The organism is Alteromonas sp. ABH4_457 (assembly GCF_056160625.1).
In genome coordinates this window covers 570,731-584,642 of sequence record NZ_JBSWXN010000002.1, presented here as the reverse complement: position 1 = coordinate 584,642, position 13,912 = coordinate 570,731, and the positions used below count along the sequence as shown (strand labels likewise).

Annotated in this window: 13 protein-coding genes; 8 read left to right on the top strand and 5 right to left on the bottom strand. The window is 49.1% G+C overall.

The window, feature by feature from the left end; translation table 11 throughout:
- The first annotated feature begins 13 nt into the window (after positions 1-13).
- The 3 genes from bioH (at position 14) to ACXAGR_RS05710 (ending at position 2,223) form a co-directional block, all read left to right on the top strand.
- Entirely contained in the window at positions 14-820 is an 807-nt protein-coding gene (gene bioH / locus ACXAGR_RS05720) for a pimeloyl-ACP methyl ester esterase BioH (RefSeq protein ID WP_474848632.1), read from the top strand.
- 190 nt (positions 821-1,010) lie between these two features.
- Entirely contained in the window at positions 1,011-1,343 is a 333-nt protein-coding gene (locus ACXAGR_RS05715; protein ID WP_119503133.1) for a hypothetical protein, read from the top strand.
- A gap of 16 nt (positions 1,344-1,359) precedes the next feature.
- Complete coding sequence (locus ACXAGR_RS05710; RefSeq protein ID WP_474848630.1) at positions 1,360-2,223, top strand: putative metalloprotease CJM1_0395 family protein; 864 nt, start codon at positions 1,360-1,362, stop codon at positions 2,221-2,223.
- A 33-nt stretch (positions 2,224-2,256) separates the two neighbouring features.
- Here the strand turns inward: ACXAGR_RS05710 and ACXAGR_RS05705 are convergent, their stop codons facing one another.
- The 3 genes from ACXAGR_RS05705 to greB all read right to left on the bottom strand — a co-directional run bounded on the left by ACXAGR_RS05705 (position 2,257) and on the right by greB (position 7,908).
- Positions 2,257-4,782, bottom strand: a complete 2,526-nt coding sequence (locus ACXAGR_RS05705) for a response regulator (RefSeq protein ID WP_474848628.1) — start codon at positions 4,780-4,782, stop codon at positions 2,257-2,259.
- Positions 4,783-4,887: 105 nt separating this feature from the next.
- Positions 4,888-7,230 carry a Tex family protein gene (locus tag ACXAGR_RS05700; protein ID WP_474848626.1) on the bottom strand — a complete coding sequence of 781 codons (2,343 nt, stop codon included), beginning with the start codon at positions 7,228-7,230 and terminating at the stop codon, positions 4,888-4,890.
- A gap of 192 nt (positions 7,231-7,422) precedes the next feature.
- Entirely contained in the window at positions 7,423-7,908 is a 486-nt protein-coding gene (greB, locus tag ACXAGR_RS05695; protein WP_474848624.1) for a transcription elongation factor GreB, read from the bottom strand.
- 185 nt (positions 7,909-8,093) lie between these two features.
- Here greB and ACXAGR_RS05690 point away from each other — a divergent pair, with 185 nt between their 5' ends.
- Both ACXAGR_RS05690 and ACXAGR_RS05685 read left to right on the top strand, forming a co-directional pair.
- On the top strand, positions 8,094-8,384 hold the full coding sequence (locus ACXAGR_RS05690) for a hypothetical protein (RefSeq protein ID WP_474842154.1): 291 nt from the start codon (positions 8,094-8,096) through the stop codon (positions 8,382-8,384).
- A gap of 167 nt (positions 8,385-8,551) precedes the next feature.
- Positions 8,552-9,634, top strand: coding sequence for an alkene reductase (locus ACXAGR_RS05685; protein WP_474848622.1), 1,083 nt, complete (start codon positions 8,552-8,554; stop codon positions 9,632-9,634).
- A 63-nt stretch (positions 9,635-9,697) separates the two neighbouring features.
- Here ACXAGR_RS05685 and fkpA read toward each other — a convergent pair whose 3' ends face one another.
- A complete protein-coding gene (gene fkpA, locus ACXAGR_RS05680; RefSeq protein ID WP_303572435.1) occupies positions 9,698-10,480 on the bottom strand; it encodes an FKBP-type peptidyl-prolyl cis-trans isomerase in 783 nt (260 codons plus the stop codon).
- 221 nt (positions 10,481-10,701) lie between these two features.
- Here fkpA and ACXAGR_RS05675 point away from each other — a divergent pair, with 221 nt between their 5' ends.
- From ACXAGR_RS05675 to ACXAGR_RS05665, 3 genes are all read left to right on the top strand, one after another.
- A complete protein-coding gene (locus ACXAGR_RS05675; protein WP_474842400.1) occupies positions 10,702-11,667 on the top strand; it encodes a WD40 repeat domain-containing protein in 966 nt (321 codons plus the stop codon).
- Positions 11,664-11,894 (top strand): SlyX family protein, encoded by a 231-nt coding sequence (locus ACXAGR_RS05670; protein ID WP_303572434.1) that lies wholly within the window; start codon positions 11,664-11,666, stop codon positions 11,892-11,894. Before ACXAGR_RS05675 ends, ACXAGR_RS05670 begins: the two co-directional genes overlap by 4 nt.
- Before the next feature lie 121 nt (positions 11,895-12,015).
- A complete protein-coding gene (locus tag ACXAGR_RS05665; protein ID WP_474842149.1) occupies positions 12,016-12,711 on the top strand; it encodes a transposase in 696 nt (231 codons plus the stop codon).
- A 41-nt stretch (positions 12,712-12,752) separates the two neighbouring features.
- Here ACXAGR_RS05665 and ACXAGR_RS05660 read toward each other — a convergent pair whose 3' ends face one another.
- Positions 12,753-13,895, bottom strand: a complete 1,143-nt coding sequence (locus ACXAGR_RS05660) for a DUF748 domain-containing protein (protein WP_474848620.1) — start codon at positions 13,893-13,895, stop codon at positions 12,753-12,755.
- Positions 13,896-13,912 lie beyond the last annotated feature (17 nt).

The following is a 13,912-nucleotide window of genomic DNA, read 5'->3' as shown; positions in this document are numbered from 1 at the left end:
GCATAGTCAAAGGATGTCATCAGTGTTAAATGCTAACGTCTCAGAAAATCTCGTCAGCCGTACCCGGGGTACAGGAAAAGATCTGGTTTTGCTTCACGGCTGGGGCATGAACAGTGGTGTGTTTGAACACTTCATTCCGTTGCTGGAAAGCGAATTCAAAGTGACCACCATTGATTTGCCGGGCTTTGGTGAAAACAACGGTGTGCTGCCGGAAGAGCCTTATACCGTGGCATCTGTGGCGAAAATGATAACGCCGTATCTGCCGGAAAACTGCGTGGTCGCAGGATGGTCACTGGGCGGTCTGGTTGCACAGCAACTGGCTCTGGATTTACCGGAGCATGTAAGTGCCCTCATCACCATTGCCTCAACGCCCAGATTTGTTAACGGTCCCTGCTGGCCGGGTATTGATGCCGAATTGCTTGCCCAGTTTGAAACTCAGCTGGCAAAAGATTACGGCAAAACCCTGGAGCGGTTTCTCGCCATTCAGGCCATGGGCAGTGATACCGCCCGCCAGGATATGAAAGCCATCAGACAAAGTATTACCGCATGGCCTTCACCGGCAGAAGAGGCGCTGAAAGCTTCTCTGGCGCTGCTTTCCAGTGAAGATCTCCGCGAACATATCGGGCGTATCAGGCAGCCGACATTAAGGATATACGGACGGCTGGACAGCCTGGTACCGACCAGCGGCATTGACCGTATCTGCGAGCTGCACCCGCAAAGTGACACGGTTGTGTTGCCCCATGCATCTCACGCCCCTTTTATTTCTCATCCGCAACAATCTGCCGATATTATTCGTCAGTTCATTGGGGCGACCTTTTGAAGTACCTTGAGCTATATATTGATGTGATATCAGCATCTTAATGAGAAACGCGCCTCCAGCGGTTTACAGGAGGCGCGTTTTTTTATCTCCGGTACTTCTCATTTTACTCATTTTGGTCAATAATTAACCGTGAGAGAGTATGAGGTGCAGATTGGTGTGGTAGCCAATATGCAAAAAAGAGGTATCAGTCATGTCGAGTATTATTGGTAATAATATCAATTCGGCGATCGTGTCTGGCATGAGCGGCATTCAGAATGCCTATCAGGGCATGACACAGGCATCCGTGAATATTGCCCAGCGCGCAGCGCAAACCAGTGTTGAATTAAATGGCACCAGTCAGGTGCTGACTAATGCATCGCTGAACAATTTGTCGAATATCCGCAACACATTGCCCACCGGTGGTGACAGCCTGACGTCTGATTTAATGTCATTGCAGTACAACCGCAACAATGCCCTTGCTTCTGCAAAAGTGGTCGATACGGCGTTTGATACCGTCGGCACCATTATCGATACGCTGACCTGATCACAGCTTCAATATCATGAATATTGTCACGCCCGTTCCGACTTCGTTAGTGTTCACCACCGCAAATGTGAACACCGAGTCTGCACGCCGTGACAACTTACTGAAAGACACCATTCCTCCCTCTAAAGATGCAGATCAGAGTGCGTCTGAGCAAGGATTAGGTTCTGAATCAGACCGTGCAAGACTGCCCGGTCAGAAACCTGCTCCCGTAACCTATGAACGCCCGCAAATTCAGGTTGATGCCCGTGCTGATGCACTGCAGCAGAATGAAAATGCAGACAACCCTGAAGCTGCTACCGATAACGCTAATCAGGAAAGCGCAGGTAAAGAATCGGCGGAAGAGAAGCAGCAACAGCAGGCTCAGCAGCAGGAAGTTGAAGAGCTAAAATCCCGTGACCAGGAAGTGCGTCAGCACGAGCAGGCTCATGCAGCCCGTGGTGGCCAGTATGCAGGTTCTCCTCAATATCAGTATGAAACAGGCCCGGATGGTCAGCGATACGTAACTGACGGGGAAGTCAGCATTGATGTGTCCGATGCTGAAACGCCTGAGCAGACCGTTCAGAAAATGGAGCAGGTGCGCGCTGCCGCTTTAGCACCGGCTGAGCCATCTTCGCAAGATTTAAAAGTGGCCGCAGAGGCATCCCGCAAAGCAAATGAAGCCCGTCAGGAATTGTCATCCAACGGTAACCCCGGCTCAACAGAAACTGAAAGCGGGGATAGTGCAGAAGCATTTTCTGTTGACGCTGTTGCTGACCGTTCGCTGGAAATTGGCGGCGATGCTTACCAGTCTCCGGCCATACAGTCACGTATTGGCGTAATTCAGCAATTCTATCAGGCCACTGTGACCCCGAAAGCAGGTGGTTTCTCCGCCAGCGCCTGATGCGATTTACCGGTATTTATTTTTAACCGGCATTTAGTCGTCGCTCAGATACTTCATTATGGTGTCCAGCAAGGTGTCTTTCTGCACCGGCTTACTGATGTGGTCATTCATACCCGCTGCACAGCAGGCTTCAATGTCCTGACTCATGGCGTTTGCCGTCAGGGCAATAACCGGTGTGGTAATACCCATTTCCTGTCTGATATGACGGGTTGCCTCATAGCCATCCATTTCCGGCATCTGAATATCCATCAGTACAATATCAAAGGTGTTGTCTACCATCTGTTGCACAGCCTCACGGCCGTTAGCAGCGCGGGTGATTTGAAGGCTGGTGGTTGAAAGCATAGCCAGAATCACTTCCACGTTAATATCGTTGTCTTCTACCAGCAGTAACCGCTGCCCCGAAAAAGTATTGTCTGACGTTTTTGTTACTGGTTTAACGGGCTTTATCTGTGTTGCGTAAGGCATGGTGACGGTGAAAAAGAAGTCAGAGCCTTTGCCTGTTTCACTTTCCAGTTCAAGCTTAGAGTCCATCAGCGACAACAGCTGATTACAGATATGCAGTCCCAGACCTGAGCCGCCATACTTGCGGGCGGTTGAGCTTTCAGCCTGAATAAAGGGTTCAAACAGGGTTTCTTTCTGTGCTTCACTGATACCGATGCCGGTATCTTTCACACCGGCCTCAAATGTGCAGCTTTCCTCGTCAATACGCAGTAGTTTCAGCCTGATTTCAATTTTGCCTTCAGATGAAAATTTAATGGCGTTACTGATCAGATTCGCCAGGATCTGCTTGAATCTCAATTCGTCGAATATCAGTACCGGAGGCAACTCAGGATCGATGGAGAAAACCAGCTTTAGCCCTTTATTCTGAGCCTGACCGTGGAAGATATCCGCCAGTTTTTTCAGACTATGGCGAATGTTGTACTGTTCGGCATCAAGCTCCAGCTTGCCGGCTTCAATTTTAGAGAAGTCGAGCAGGTCATTAATCAATTGCAGCAGCATTTCTGAAGAGTTAACGATCTGATTCGTAAGGCGTTTATGTTTCGGATTATCCAGTTTTTCGGTCAGCACCTGTCCAAAACCGATAATAGCGTTTAACGGAGTACGGATTTCGTGACTGATATTCGACAGGAAATCGGTTTTCAGCTTGTCCTGAAGTTCAGCTTTGGCTTTTGCATCTGCGTATAACTGGTTAGTGTGGCGTGATTTGCGAAGTAGATAGAGAATGATGAGCAGTGTGACAATACCCAGAACGATAACCACAACTAACCATTGATTGTAACGTTGCTGGGTTGCTCTGGCCGATTCTATGGCCGTGAGAAGTGCCGATATAGACTCATTTTCTTTCTCCAGTTCACTGGCTTTCTCTCTTTCCTGCTCTATCTGATGTACCAGGTTCGCACTCTCAATTAATTCCAGGTCTTCGTACTTCTTTGCATCCAGATAGTCTTCATGAAATTGTTCGTACTGAGCAAATGCGGTTTTGTAATCTCCTCTGGCCGCTGTTATATGAGCAGCAATCTGTTCCAGCTCTGCACGCCAGGTCGTCTGCTCAGCAGTTCTGTCTTCGTCGTACATTTTACGGGAAATATCCAGAGCCTCTTCTGCCTCTGCATATTGCTTCATATCCAGAAACGCTTTTGCCCGCCATTTATAAATTTCGGTATCGTAAAATGCAGATGTCAGCGGATGAGAGGTAACGGCTTCCGAAAGAGGTAGTGCGAGATCGTACTGTCCTGAATTGAAGTAGGTCGTTGCCATACCGTACAGAGCAAGGTATTCAGAGTAGTTTATATCGATGTTCTTATCGTTGGCCTCCGCTTTTCTGAAGTAGCTGATGGCGGCATCATAATTGCCCCGGTTACGGTGCAATATCCCAATGTCGTACAGGTTGTCGCTGACCAGCAGCCAGTCTTGCTGACTGAGCGCCCCGTTGAGTGACTTCTCATAATACTCCAGCGCTATATCCAGCGAATTAATGGAATGATAGTAATCAGCAACCATGTAATTGTGCAGGGGGAGTAACTGTTCCAGCTGATTACTGAATATAAGCTCGCTGAGCGTATTAATGAGCCTGGCGTTAGAGGCAAATACCTGGTTTTCGCTGTAGGTCACAATCAGGTAGGCGATGGTGAGTGCGCGGACGTCAGGTGCAAGGGAAGCTTGCTTCAGGAGTCCTTCGAACAGGTAATAGCTTTTACTGTATTCAGCATTGATGCCATACATTCTGGCCAGGCCCACGCGGATAACCGGGCCGGATTCATTGTCCTGCGAGACAGATTCCAGCACCGCGATCACCTTATCAGAGGCTGAATGATGAATCTTTAGCATGTAAACGACGTAAAGCGCCCCGATGCGGGCTTTTTCTGACTGTGTATAGTCGTTGCTCAGCAACCGGGATTCCAGTGTGTCGAGCACTTCACCGACCGGCATAGGGATTTCCTGCCGGAGTCTTTGCTCAAAGCTTTCCAGTTCTGAAGTCAAGTTGGTGGCAGATACAGTCAGGCTGATAAACCAGAGCGCAACAGCCAGTAGGCGCCAGATAAATTTAATAGTGATCACAGTGACATATAGCCTGTCCCGAATGTTTTATTAAATTTACTCAGAGCGGCGGGTAAAAGCAAGAAAGCCGGCATCATGCCGGCTTTCTGAAGGTTCTGTCCGCAATTACTTCTGTTTAGCTTTAGCAAATGCATCTGCGAATGCATTGCCCATGGCAGCATTTGCCGGCGCTTGCGCCTGTCGGTTATTACCACCGCTATTACGACCGGGTTGACGTCCTTTACCTTGCTTCCCGGCAGGTTTCCCGGCGCCGCTCTGGCGCTTTTCAGCGGCCGGCGCAGGGGTATCGTCAAGGCGCATAGTAAAGGAAATACGCTTACGCTGTACGTCTACTTCCAGCACTTTCACTTTTACGATATCACCGGCTTTTACTACTTCACGGGGATCCGAGATGAACTTGTTGGTCAGTGCCGAGATGTGAACCAGACCATCCTGATGCACACCCACGTCAACGAAAGCACCGAAGTTTGCCACGTTACTGACAACACCTTCCAGAATCATGCCCGGCTTCAGATCGCTGATGGTTTCAACGCCTTCTTTGAAGGTCGCTGTTTTAAATTCAGGACGGGGGTCACGGCCGGGTTTGTCCAGCTCTTTCAGGATATCTTTTACGGTTGGCAAACCGAATGCTTCACTGGTGAAGTCCTCCGGTGCCAGCTTACGCAGCAGATCGGTGTTACCAATCAGGTCGTTTACGGCGACCTGCGTACGGTCAACAATGCTGTCAATAACCGGATAGGCTTCCGGGTGAACGGCGGAGGCATCCAGCGGGTTTGTGCCTGCGGTGATACGCAGGAAGCCGGCTGCCTGTTCAAAGGCTTTAGGACCTAACCGTTCAACCTTTAATAAGGATTTACGGTCGCCAAAAGCGCCGTTGTTATCGCGAAATGCAACGATATTTTGTGCCAGTGTTTTGTTCAGGCCCGATACATAAGACAGCAGTGCAGGAGACGCGGTGTTCAGGTCGACGCCTACGGCGTTTACACAGTCCTCGATAACGCGATCCAGTGATTTGCCTAACTGACTCTGGCTTACGTCGTGCTGATACTGGCCAACACCAATAGCCTTCGGCTCAATTTTTACCAGTTCGGCGAGAGGATCCTGCAGACGACGGGCAATTGATACAGCGCCACGCAGCGATACGTCCATATCCGGCAGTTCTTTCGATGCCAGTTCCGACGCCGAGTACACCGATGCTCCGGCTTCACTGACCATGATTTTCTGAGCACCCAGCTCCGGCGCTGCTTTCAGCATTTCAGCAACCAGTTTATCCGTTTCGCGGGAGCCGGTACCGTTACCGATACTGATGAGCTCTACTTTATGCTGTTTGCACACATTAATCAGTGTGCGCATAGACTTATCCCAGGCGTTTTGCGGCGCGTGTGGGAAAATCGTATTTGTGGCTACCACCTTACCGGTTCTATCTACCACCGCGACTTTGACCCCGGTACGCAAGCCCGGATCCAGACCCATGGTGGTTTTCGCGCCGGCCGGCGCCGCCATCAGCAGATCATTAAGGTTTTTAGCGAATACGCTGATGGCTTCTTCTTCAGCCTGCTCACGTAAGCCCGAAAACAGTTCGGTTTCCATGTGCAGAGCAATTTTGATTTTCCAGGTCCACTGTACAACCTGCTTTAAAAACGCATCAGCAGCACGGCCTTTGTCACTGATATTGTAATGATCGGCAATGATGAATTCGCAGTGTGACGGTGCCGTGGCATCTTCATTTTGCGGGTCTGCGTTCAACTGAATATGCAGCATGCCCTCATTGCGGCCACGGAACATGGCAAGAGCACGGTGAGACGGCACGCTTTTCAGTTTTTCCTGATGGTCGAAATAATCTTTGTACTTAATGGCTTCCTGCTCTTTACCGGGAGCCACTGTACTGGTTACGAAGGCATTGTCATTCAGATAGCGGCGTACTTTCGCCAGCAGAGAAGCGTCTTCGGCAAACCGTTCCATCAGGATAAAGCGGGCACCTTCCAGTGCGGCTTTGGTATCGGCTACGCCTTTTTCAGCAGAAACAAATGCTTCTGCTTCGGCTTCCGGTGTCAGCGACGGGTCGTTAAACAGTTTATCAGCTAAAGGCTCAAGCCCGGCTTCAATAGCGATCTGACCTTTAGTGCGGCGACGTGGCTTGTAGGGCAGGTATAAATCTTCTAGCGTCGTTTTGCTGTCCGCAGTGGTGATGTCCTTTCTCAGCGCATCGGTAAGCTTACCCTGTTCTTCAATGGACTTTAAAATCACGCTGCGGCGATCTTCTAATTCACGCAGGTATGTCAGTCGCTGTTCGAGGTTACGAAGCTGAGTATCGTCCAGTCCTTGCGTTGCCTCTTTCCGGTAACGGGCGATAAAAGGAACCGTAGCACCCTCATCGAGTAATGAAACAGCCGCCTGCACCTGATTGGCATTAACGGCAAGTTCTTCGGCAATTTTGTTGATAATCATAAATAAGCTCTGTGGCGTTTTAATTTGTGTCCTGCTGGATTAAAAAAGGGAGATGAGCACTCTGCCCCGAGTCGCTGCCAGCTGTTACCTAAATAGGGTGCAAAAAAGAGGCGTAAGTATATCACCGATGGCTTATGTCAGAAGGGCTTTTGTCTCAGCGAACTTCATTTCATGCCTCTTTTAGCGGGTTTGCTATATCTTATCCGTCGTGTCGTACCAAATTTTATTTATCCACCACTCAAAGTTGCCTGCTTCGGTTTTGACAAAAATTTCATCTTCAGTGGTTTTTCCGATGAGTGCGCGGGCCATCGGCGCATCCACCGAGATATAGTCCTTGCGGCCGAAAATTTCATCATAGCCGACAATGCGGAGGGTCATGGTTTTGCCGTCTTCATTTTCAATTTCGACCCAGGCACCAAAAAACACTTTGCCTTCCTGTTGCGGCGAGTAATCCACAACTTTCAGATTTTCCAGACACTTACGCAAGTAGCGGACCCTGCGGTCGATTTCCCGCAGACGTTTTTTATTGTACTGATAGTCAGCATTCTCACTACGATCCCCGAGACTCGCTGCCCAGGTGACTTTGCGTGTTGTCTCCGGTCTTTCTTCACGCCAGAGATGATCCAGCTCTGCCTGTAATTTTCGGTACCCATTTCGGGAAATAAGCGGTGTTCGCATTTGCCTTTTTCGCTATGTTTTTGTTTTTTCAGCTAATCAAAACTAAAATTACGTCGATAACTAGTTTGCAATGTGGTAATTGTGCATAACTTTTACAAGCTTATGCAGATTGTTTGCATGAATATTGAACAAATTTGTAAATAAAATGTCGTAGTAATATCCATTATTAACATGGAATAAATCGAGTGAATAACATTATGCAGCATGAGCAAACTCAGACAGAAGTAAAACGTGGTGGTCAGTCCTTCACGTCAAACGGTATTACTATTGCCGGCTTTCTGCTGTTTCTCACCGGCGTTATTCTGTTCTCCATCGGGATGATAGATATTTTAGTTCACATTAACAGTGTGAAAACCGCAGCGTTGCTGGTGGGTGGTATCGCCGCTTATAAAGTTGGTCATATGATGATCCGCCACTGCGCTACGTTAAGGAAGAGACCGGAGCGTCGCAGACACTTATTGTCAGGTAACAGCTGATACAGGGCTGACAGATATAACTTTTGATACAACAACCCCCTCCTTCGTGAGGGGGTTGTTTCGTTCTGGCCACCGGCAGATTTAATGTTTGTAACTAAACTTCCCGATGATCAGGTGCGTAGGGAAATTACCTGCTATCCATCACAGTTAATTTCAGGGAAGCTAATATGAAATCACTATTTGAATCTGCCCGTATGGGCAATGTGGATGTGAATAACCGCATCTTTATGGCGCCGCTCACCCGTAGTCGCGCTGACGATACCACCGATGTGCCTGCAGACATGGCCCTGACTTATTATCAGCAGCGTGCAACGGCAGGACTCATCATTTGCGAAGCCACCCAAATCAATCCGCAGGGTAAGGGATATATCCGGACTCCCGGCATTTACAGCGCTGACCAGGTATCGAAATGGCGGGAAATCACAGAAGCTGTGCATGCTGAGGGAGGAAAAGTGTTTCTTCAGCTGTGGCATGTAGGCCGTATCAGTCACAGCCACTTTCAGCCTGATAATCAGAAGCCGCTGGCTCCGTCAGCGGTGAAACCAGATGTTGATGTGTTTTTTGATGGCGAAAAGCGTCCGGCGTCTGAACCGGAGGCGATGACTGTCAGCGACATTCAGTTAACCATTGCTGATTATCAGAAAGCTGCTGAGAATGCCCGTGAGGCCGGTTTCGACGGTGTGGAAATACATGCTGCCAACGGCTATCTGATTGACCAGTTCATCCGTGATAAAACGAATTTGCGGGACGACGAATATGGTGGCAGTATCGAAAACAGACTGCGCTTTCTAAAAGAAGTCACCCGTGCGGTACTCAAAGTCTGGGATGCGTCGCAGGTGGGTATCCGGCTGTCGCCGGTTGGTAATCAGAATGATATCGCTGACAGCGATCCGCTGGCGACGTTCAGAGAGGTGATAAACTTCTTAAATCCGTTGAATCTGGCTTACCTGCATATGGTTGAGCGCTTCCCGGGTATGCCCGCCAGTAACGAAGATCTTGCGACGCTTGTCACATTGCGGGAACACTGGCAGGGATTTTATATCGCTAACGGGGACTATGATTACCTGTCAGCCAAACAGGCTGTGGAATCTGGTTACGCTGATGCCGTCGCTTTTGGCCGGCCTTACATTGCTAACCCCGATTTGGCATTGCGTCTTGAAAAAGGCGTTGCGTTGAACGAGCCGGATCCGGATACATTCTACGCAGGTGAAGAGAAGGGATATATCGATTACCCGTTTTACAGTGAATAACAAAACGGCCCGTTAAGGGCCGTTTTCAATTCTGTTTCCGGCGCGGCCGGAGAGAGAAACAAATTACTCTGTTTCGCCTTCTTCAGTGTCCACTACTTCAATCAACTCAACATCGAAGATAAGCGTTGAGTTAGGTGTGATCAGACCGGTAGAACGTTCGCCGTAAGCCAGCTCCGCTGGAATAACGAAACGGAATTTTGAACCTTCTTTCATTAACTGAACACCTTCGGTCCAGCCGGGGATAACGCGGTTAAGCGGGAAAGTAACCGGCTCATTACGCTCGTATGAAGAATCGAACACAGTACCGTCAATCAACGTACCGTGGTAGTGAACTTTAACTGTGTCAGTGGCTTCAGGGCTCTTACCGGTGCCTTCTTCAATCACTTCGTACTGAAGACCTGAATCAGTCACAGTCACGCCTTCTTTCTTAGCGTTTTCTGCCAGGTAATCAGCGCCCAGCTGAATATTCTCTTCCGCTGCTTTTGCTGCCATTTCCTGCTGCTTTGCACGCATGGCTTCTTCACCGGCCTGAGCAAATTGCTGAATTTCAGCACGGCTGAACTTCATGTTTTCGCCCAGAGCGTCAGTGAAACCCTGTTTCAGCGTTTCAATATCCAGCGGTAAACCAACCTGTTCCTGCTGCTTTGCGCGGGTCGTGATGAATACGCCCATGCTTGCACCCATTGCGTAGGCGTGCTTCTGTTCGTCTGTCATGTCCGCAGCGGCTGTACCTTGTGCAGGTGCTTCTTTTGCCGCAGCTTCTTTAGACTGCTCATTTGTATTTGGCTGACAGGCAAAAAGACCTAAAGCAGCAACGGTTGATAAGGCGACAAGCGACTTACGCATAAACTTCTCCATTCTAATATTATGTTCGTCGCACCGCACGGGGACGACTGGCTTGTGTTATAAGGTATAAACTAATCAATTTAGCAAACCGATCAAAGTAAAATCATTTTGCTAAATTGATATTAAGGTCATCCGACCCTAACTGTTCCATGCTATGGTAAACACGGCTGCATATAAAGCGAAACCTGTAAGACATGATTCATCGACGATTGTTCCAAACAATGCCATTACTGGCGTTTTTACTTTTTTCAGTAACCGGATGTACTGTGCCTGATACCACCCCGGTTAACCAGTGGTGGCATGCAGAAGACGGCGCCTACGCCGCTGACATATCGCCGAACGGTGAGTACAGCGTGGTATCCGGTGTCGATAACGGTATCAACGTTTGGCACAATTTAGATGACAATGTGCTGTTTCACTGGCAGCACCAGAGCGAGGGCAACAATCTGGTCCTGGCTATTCATATTTCCGCTGACAATAAATTTGTGGTGACATCAGACCGCGAAGCTTTTGCGTTATGGAGCATTGAAAGTGGTGAGCCGGTAGGGTTCTGGCGCATTGATGAATCGACAATCCGCGATGTGGCGGTAACCAATAATGGAAAAGGGATCCTCGTTGGCCGCTCCAGCGGTAAAGTCATGTACTTTGAGCCGGAAACCGGACGGCGACTTGAGTTTCTGGGTCACCAGGAACGCATCAACTCTGTGGATATTTCACCCAACGGTGAATATGCCCTTACCGGTGGTAACGACTATGTGGCGTATCTATGGAGTACGCAGACAGGACAAATTATCCATACCTTTACTCACAGCAGCCGTATTTCTAAAGTGGCGCTGGATGATGCCGGACGCTACGTATTTACTGCAGACAGTAAACAGGGCTCTAAGGTGTGGGATGCACAAACAGGTGCGCAGATCAGCAACCTGAAGTATATTGCGCGCCAGAAAATATTTACTGATGCCGTCTTCTCTGAAGATGGTAAGCATTTACTTACCGGTTCACCCTCACGCAGTATCTACATGTGGGATGTTAAAACCGGTGAGCAGACCGGCGAATGGAAAGTGGCGGCGAAAGAAGGCACGAGGCCGGCAACTGCCGTGGTGTATGCCGTCGGGTTTATGGGTAACAACACACTGCTCTCTGAAAGCAGCAGTGGTTTAGCTGAATTATGGGCAATTGAAGAATGAGCGACACACTTACGCTGGAACACGCCATGCAGGAAATTGAAGAACTGCAGACCAAGGTAGCGTTCCAGGAACACACAATTGATACGTTGAATGAAGCACTGACGTCTCAACAATATCAAATCGAAAAAATGCAGGTACAGTTGCGTTTTATGATGGAGAAAGTCAAAGGCTTTGAACCGTCTAATATTGCTAAGCTGTCAGACGAAACTCCGCCTCCTCACTATTAATCTGTCTGCAACACCTGTCAGTGCAGGCAGTGAAATAATCTGTTGATTGTTTTAGATAATTGCATGAATCTTGTCTAAGCTAAGAAAACGACCCGTTAAATGACATAACGAAGCACTTTTCATGGCCAGAAAGTTAAGAACGTCTCCGGCAGGTATTCCGCAACTCGTCCAGCGAACAGGACGAAAAGGTGTGTCCCCGTTTCGGGATGACACTGACAGGCTGACCTATCTCGATTATCTCGGCCGTTATGCACAGCGTTATAATGTGGCAATGCATGCCTGGTCGGCAGGTAAAGACAGCATTCTTTTTCTGTGCACTCCCGCGGCCGGTGACGGTATCTCGTTAATGTTGCAGGCAACCGGACGACTTTATGCGCAGTACTTTCACCAGCGGTATGGCACCAGCGGAGCAATCTGGCGTGATCGTTATAAATCAGCACTGGTTTTAGATGATGAGCTGCTTTTGGAAGTGTACCGCTTCATAGAGCAGAAGCCGGTAAATGAAGCGTTGTGCAGTACGCCTGAACAATACGCCTGGTCAAGTGTCAGTGCCAATGCACTGGGGTTACCCAACACCATGGTGACGCCTCACAGTGCCTACGAACGGACAGCAAAACAACCGGAACAACGAAGAGCACTGCATTTGCAGCACTTGCAGCACCAGAATAACGATCTGGATGCAGATATTGCCAAGTCACTGAAAATGGGACTGGCTATGGGAGATCCCGGTTTCATCAAGCGCATTGAACAGGTTACCGGTCGTCGTTTGACGGAAGGTAAGCGCGGTCGTCCGCGCAAGAAGGCTGTGACGTCCTGAGCAGCTGAGCGGGTGATGGTAAACTGATTCACCCCTGCCGGTTACTGTGGATCAGGGCGCGGGTTTTCTTCACCGGCGGCTTCCTGTTCTTTCTCTTCTTTTGCCTCTTCGGCGTCGCTCCATTGCACACTATCTTCAAGATTACCGTTGATAGCCTGAATAAATGCATTTTTTAGAATGCCACCTATGGTCGCGAGAACCGGTGTGTCTACATTATTCAGTGAGCCGGAAATGGGAATGCGTGTGGCTATCTGATCTTCACTCTGGTTTTCGAACAATTCCGCAATAAAAGCTGACAGTGCTTCGGCAAGTCCGCGAAAGAAGCCATCATCATCCTCTTCGATGTCTCCTTTCCATGAAAAAACCTCAACCTGATGCAGAATAGGCTTGGCGTAGCCTGAAATTTCTCCGTCGTCGCTGGCCAGTTCCAGCGCCAGTTCTAATGTACCGGCTTCTAAATCGAAGGGTGCGTAGGTATCGAGGAAGTTTTTAAAATTCACCAGCGCCACATCATTGGCCTGCAGATTGACATCGAAGGTCGGATTCTTAGTAGCCGGATTCAGTGAGCCCGACAGCGCAATGGTCCCTTGTTGCTCTGTATTTCCGCTGGCTTCAATGGTGGCAATGAGATCTTTTGACAAAGAGCGGCTGTTAACCAAATTTCTTGCTACGGCATGAATATCGTGCAGTTCAATGTTAACGGCGGGCTCTGAATCCGGGTTGATGAACCGGACAATACCCCGGCGGATTTCAAAGCGGTCAACCTTAAGTGGCACTAGCTGGTCCGCCAGATAAAGCCAGTTCTCATTTTCACCTGACTGACTTTCAGCATCACTTTTACCGTCTACGAAGTTTAGCTCCGGTGCGGTAAGGTCGACCTGCGCTACCAGGGCTTTATCCAGCAGGGCATTCCACAACAGGCTGAACTCTACCTGCTTTGCTTCAAAGAACGGTTGTTCTACCTCACCGGTCCGTTTCAGAATAACCACATCATCCAGACTGTAGGCGCCGCGCCACAGCATAATGTCCACATCGCCAACACTACCGGTAAATTCTTCCCCTTCATCCAGTACGTCGTTGATGTACCACTGAGCTGCAAAAGGCAAACTGATGCGGACAATTATCAGCAGCCCGGCGAGGATCGCGAGTGCTTTTAATGTGGTTCTGGTTTTATGTCTGGCCATGGTCAGTCCGCGCTTAA

Bases quoted from the DNA above. Each gene is read 5' to 3' on its own strand.
- ACXAGR_RS05665 (WP_474842149.1), top strand. From the start codon at position 12,016: ATGGCCAGAAAGTTAAGAACGTCTCCGGCAGGTATTCCGCAACTCGTC.
- ACXAGR_RS05660 (WP_474848620.1), bottom strand. From the start codon at position 13,895: ATGGCCAGACATAAAACCAGAACCACATTAAAAGCACTCGCGATCCTC.
- ACXAGR_RS05675 (WP_474842400.1), top strand. From the start codon at position 10,702: ATGCCATTACTGGCGTTTTTACTTTTTTCAGTAACCGGATGTACTGTG.
- fkpA (WP_303572435.1), bottom strand. From the start codon at position 10,480: ATGCGTAAGTCGCTTGTCGCCTTATCAACCGTTGCTGCTTTAGGTCTT.
- greB (WP_474848624.1), bottom strand. From the start codon at position 7,908: ATGCGAACACCGCTTATTTCCCGAAATGGGTACCGAAAATTACAGGCA.
- bioH (WP_474848632.1), top strand. From the start codon at position 14: ATGTCATCAGTGTTAAATGCTAACGTCTCAGAAAATCTCGTCAGCCGT.
- ACXAGR_RS05670 (WP_303572434.1), top strand. From the start codon at position 11,664: ATGAGCGACACACTTACGCTGGAACACGCCATGCAGGAAATTGAAGAA.
- ACXAGR_RS05715 (WP_119503133.1), top strand. From the start codon at position 1,011: ATGTCGAGTATTATTGGTAATAATATCAATTCGGCGATCGTGTCTGGC.
- ACXAGR_RS05685 (WP_474848622.1), top strand. From the start codon at position 8,552: ATGAAATCACTATTTGAATCTGCCCGTATGGGCAATGTGGATGTGAAT.
- ACXAGR_RS05700 (WP_474848626.1), bottom strand. From the start codon at position 7,230: ATGATTATCAACAAAATTGCCGAAGAACTTGCCGTTAATGCCAATCAG.
- ACXAGR_RS05710 (WP_474848630.1), top strand. From the start codon at position 1,360: ATGAATATTGTCACGCCCGTTCCGACTTCGTTAGTGTTCACCACCGCA.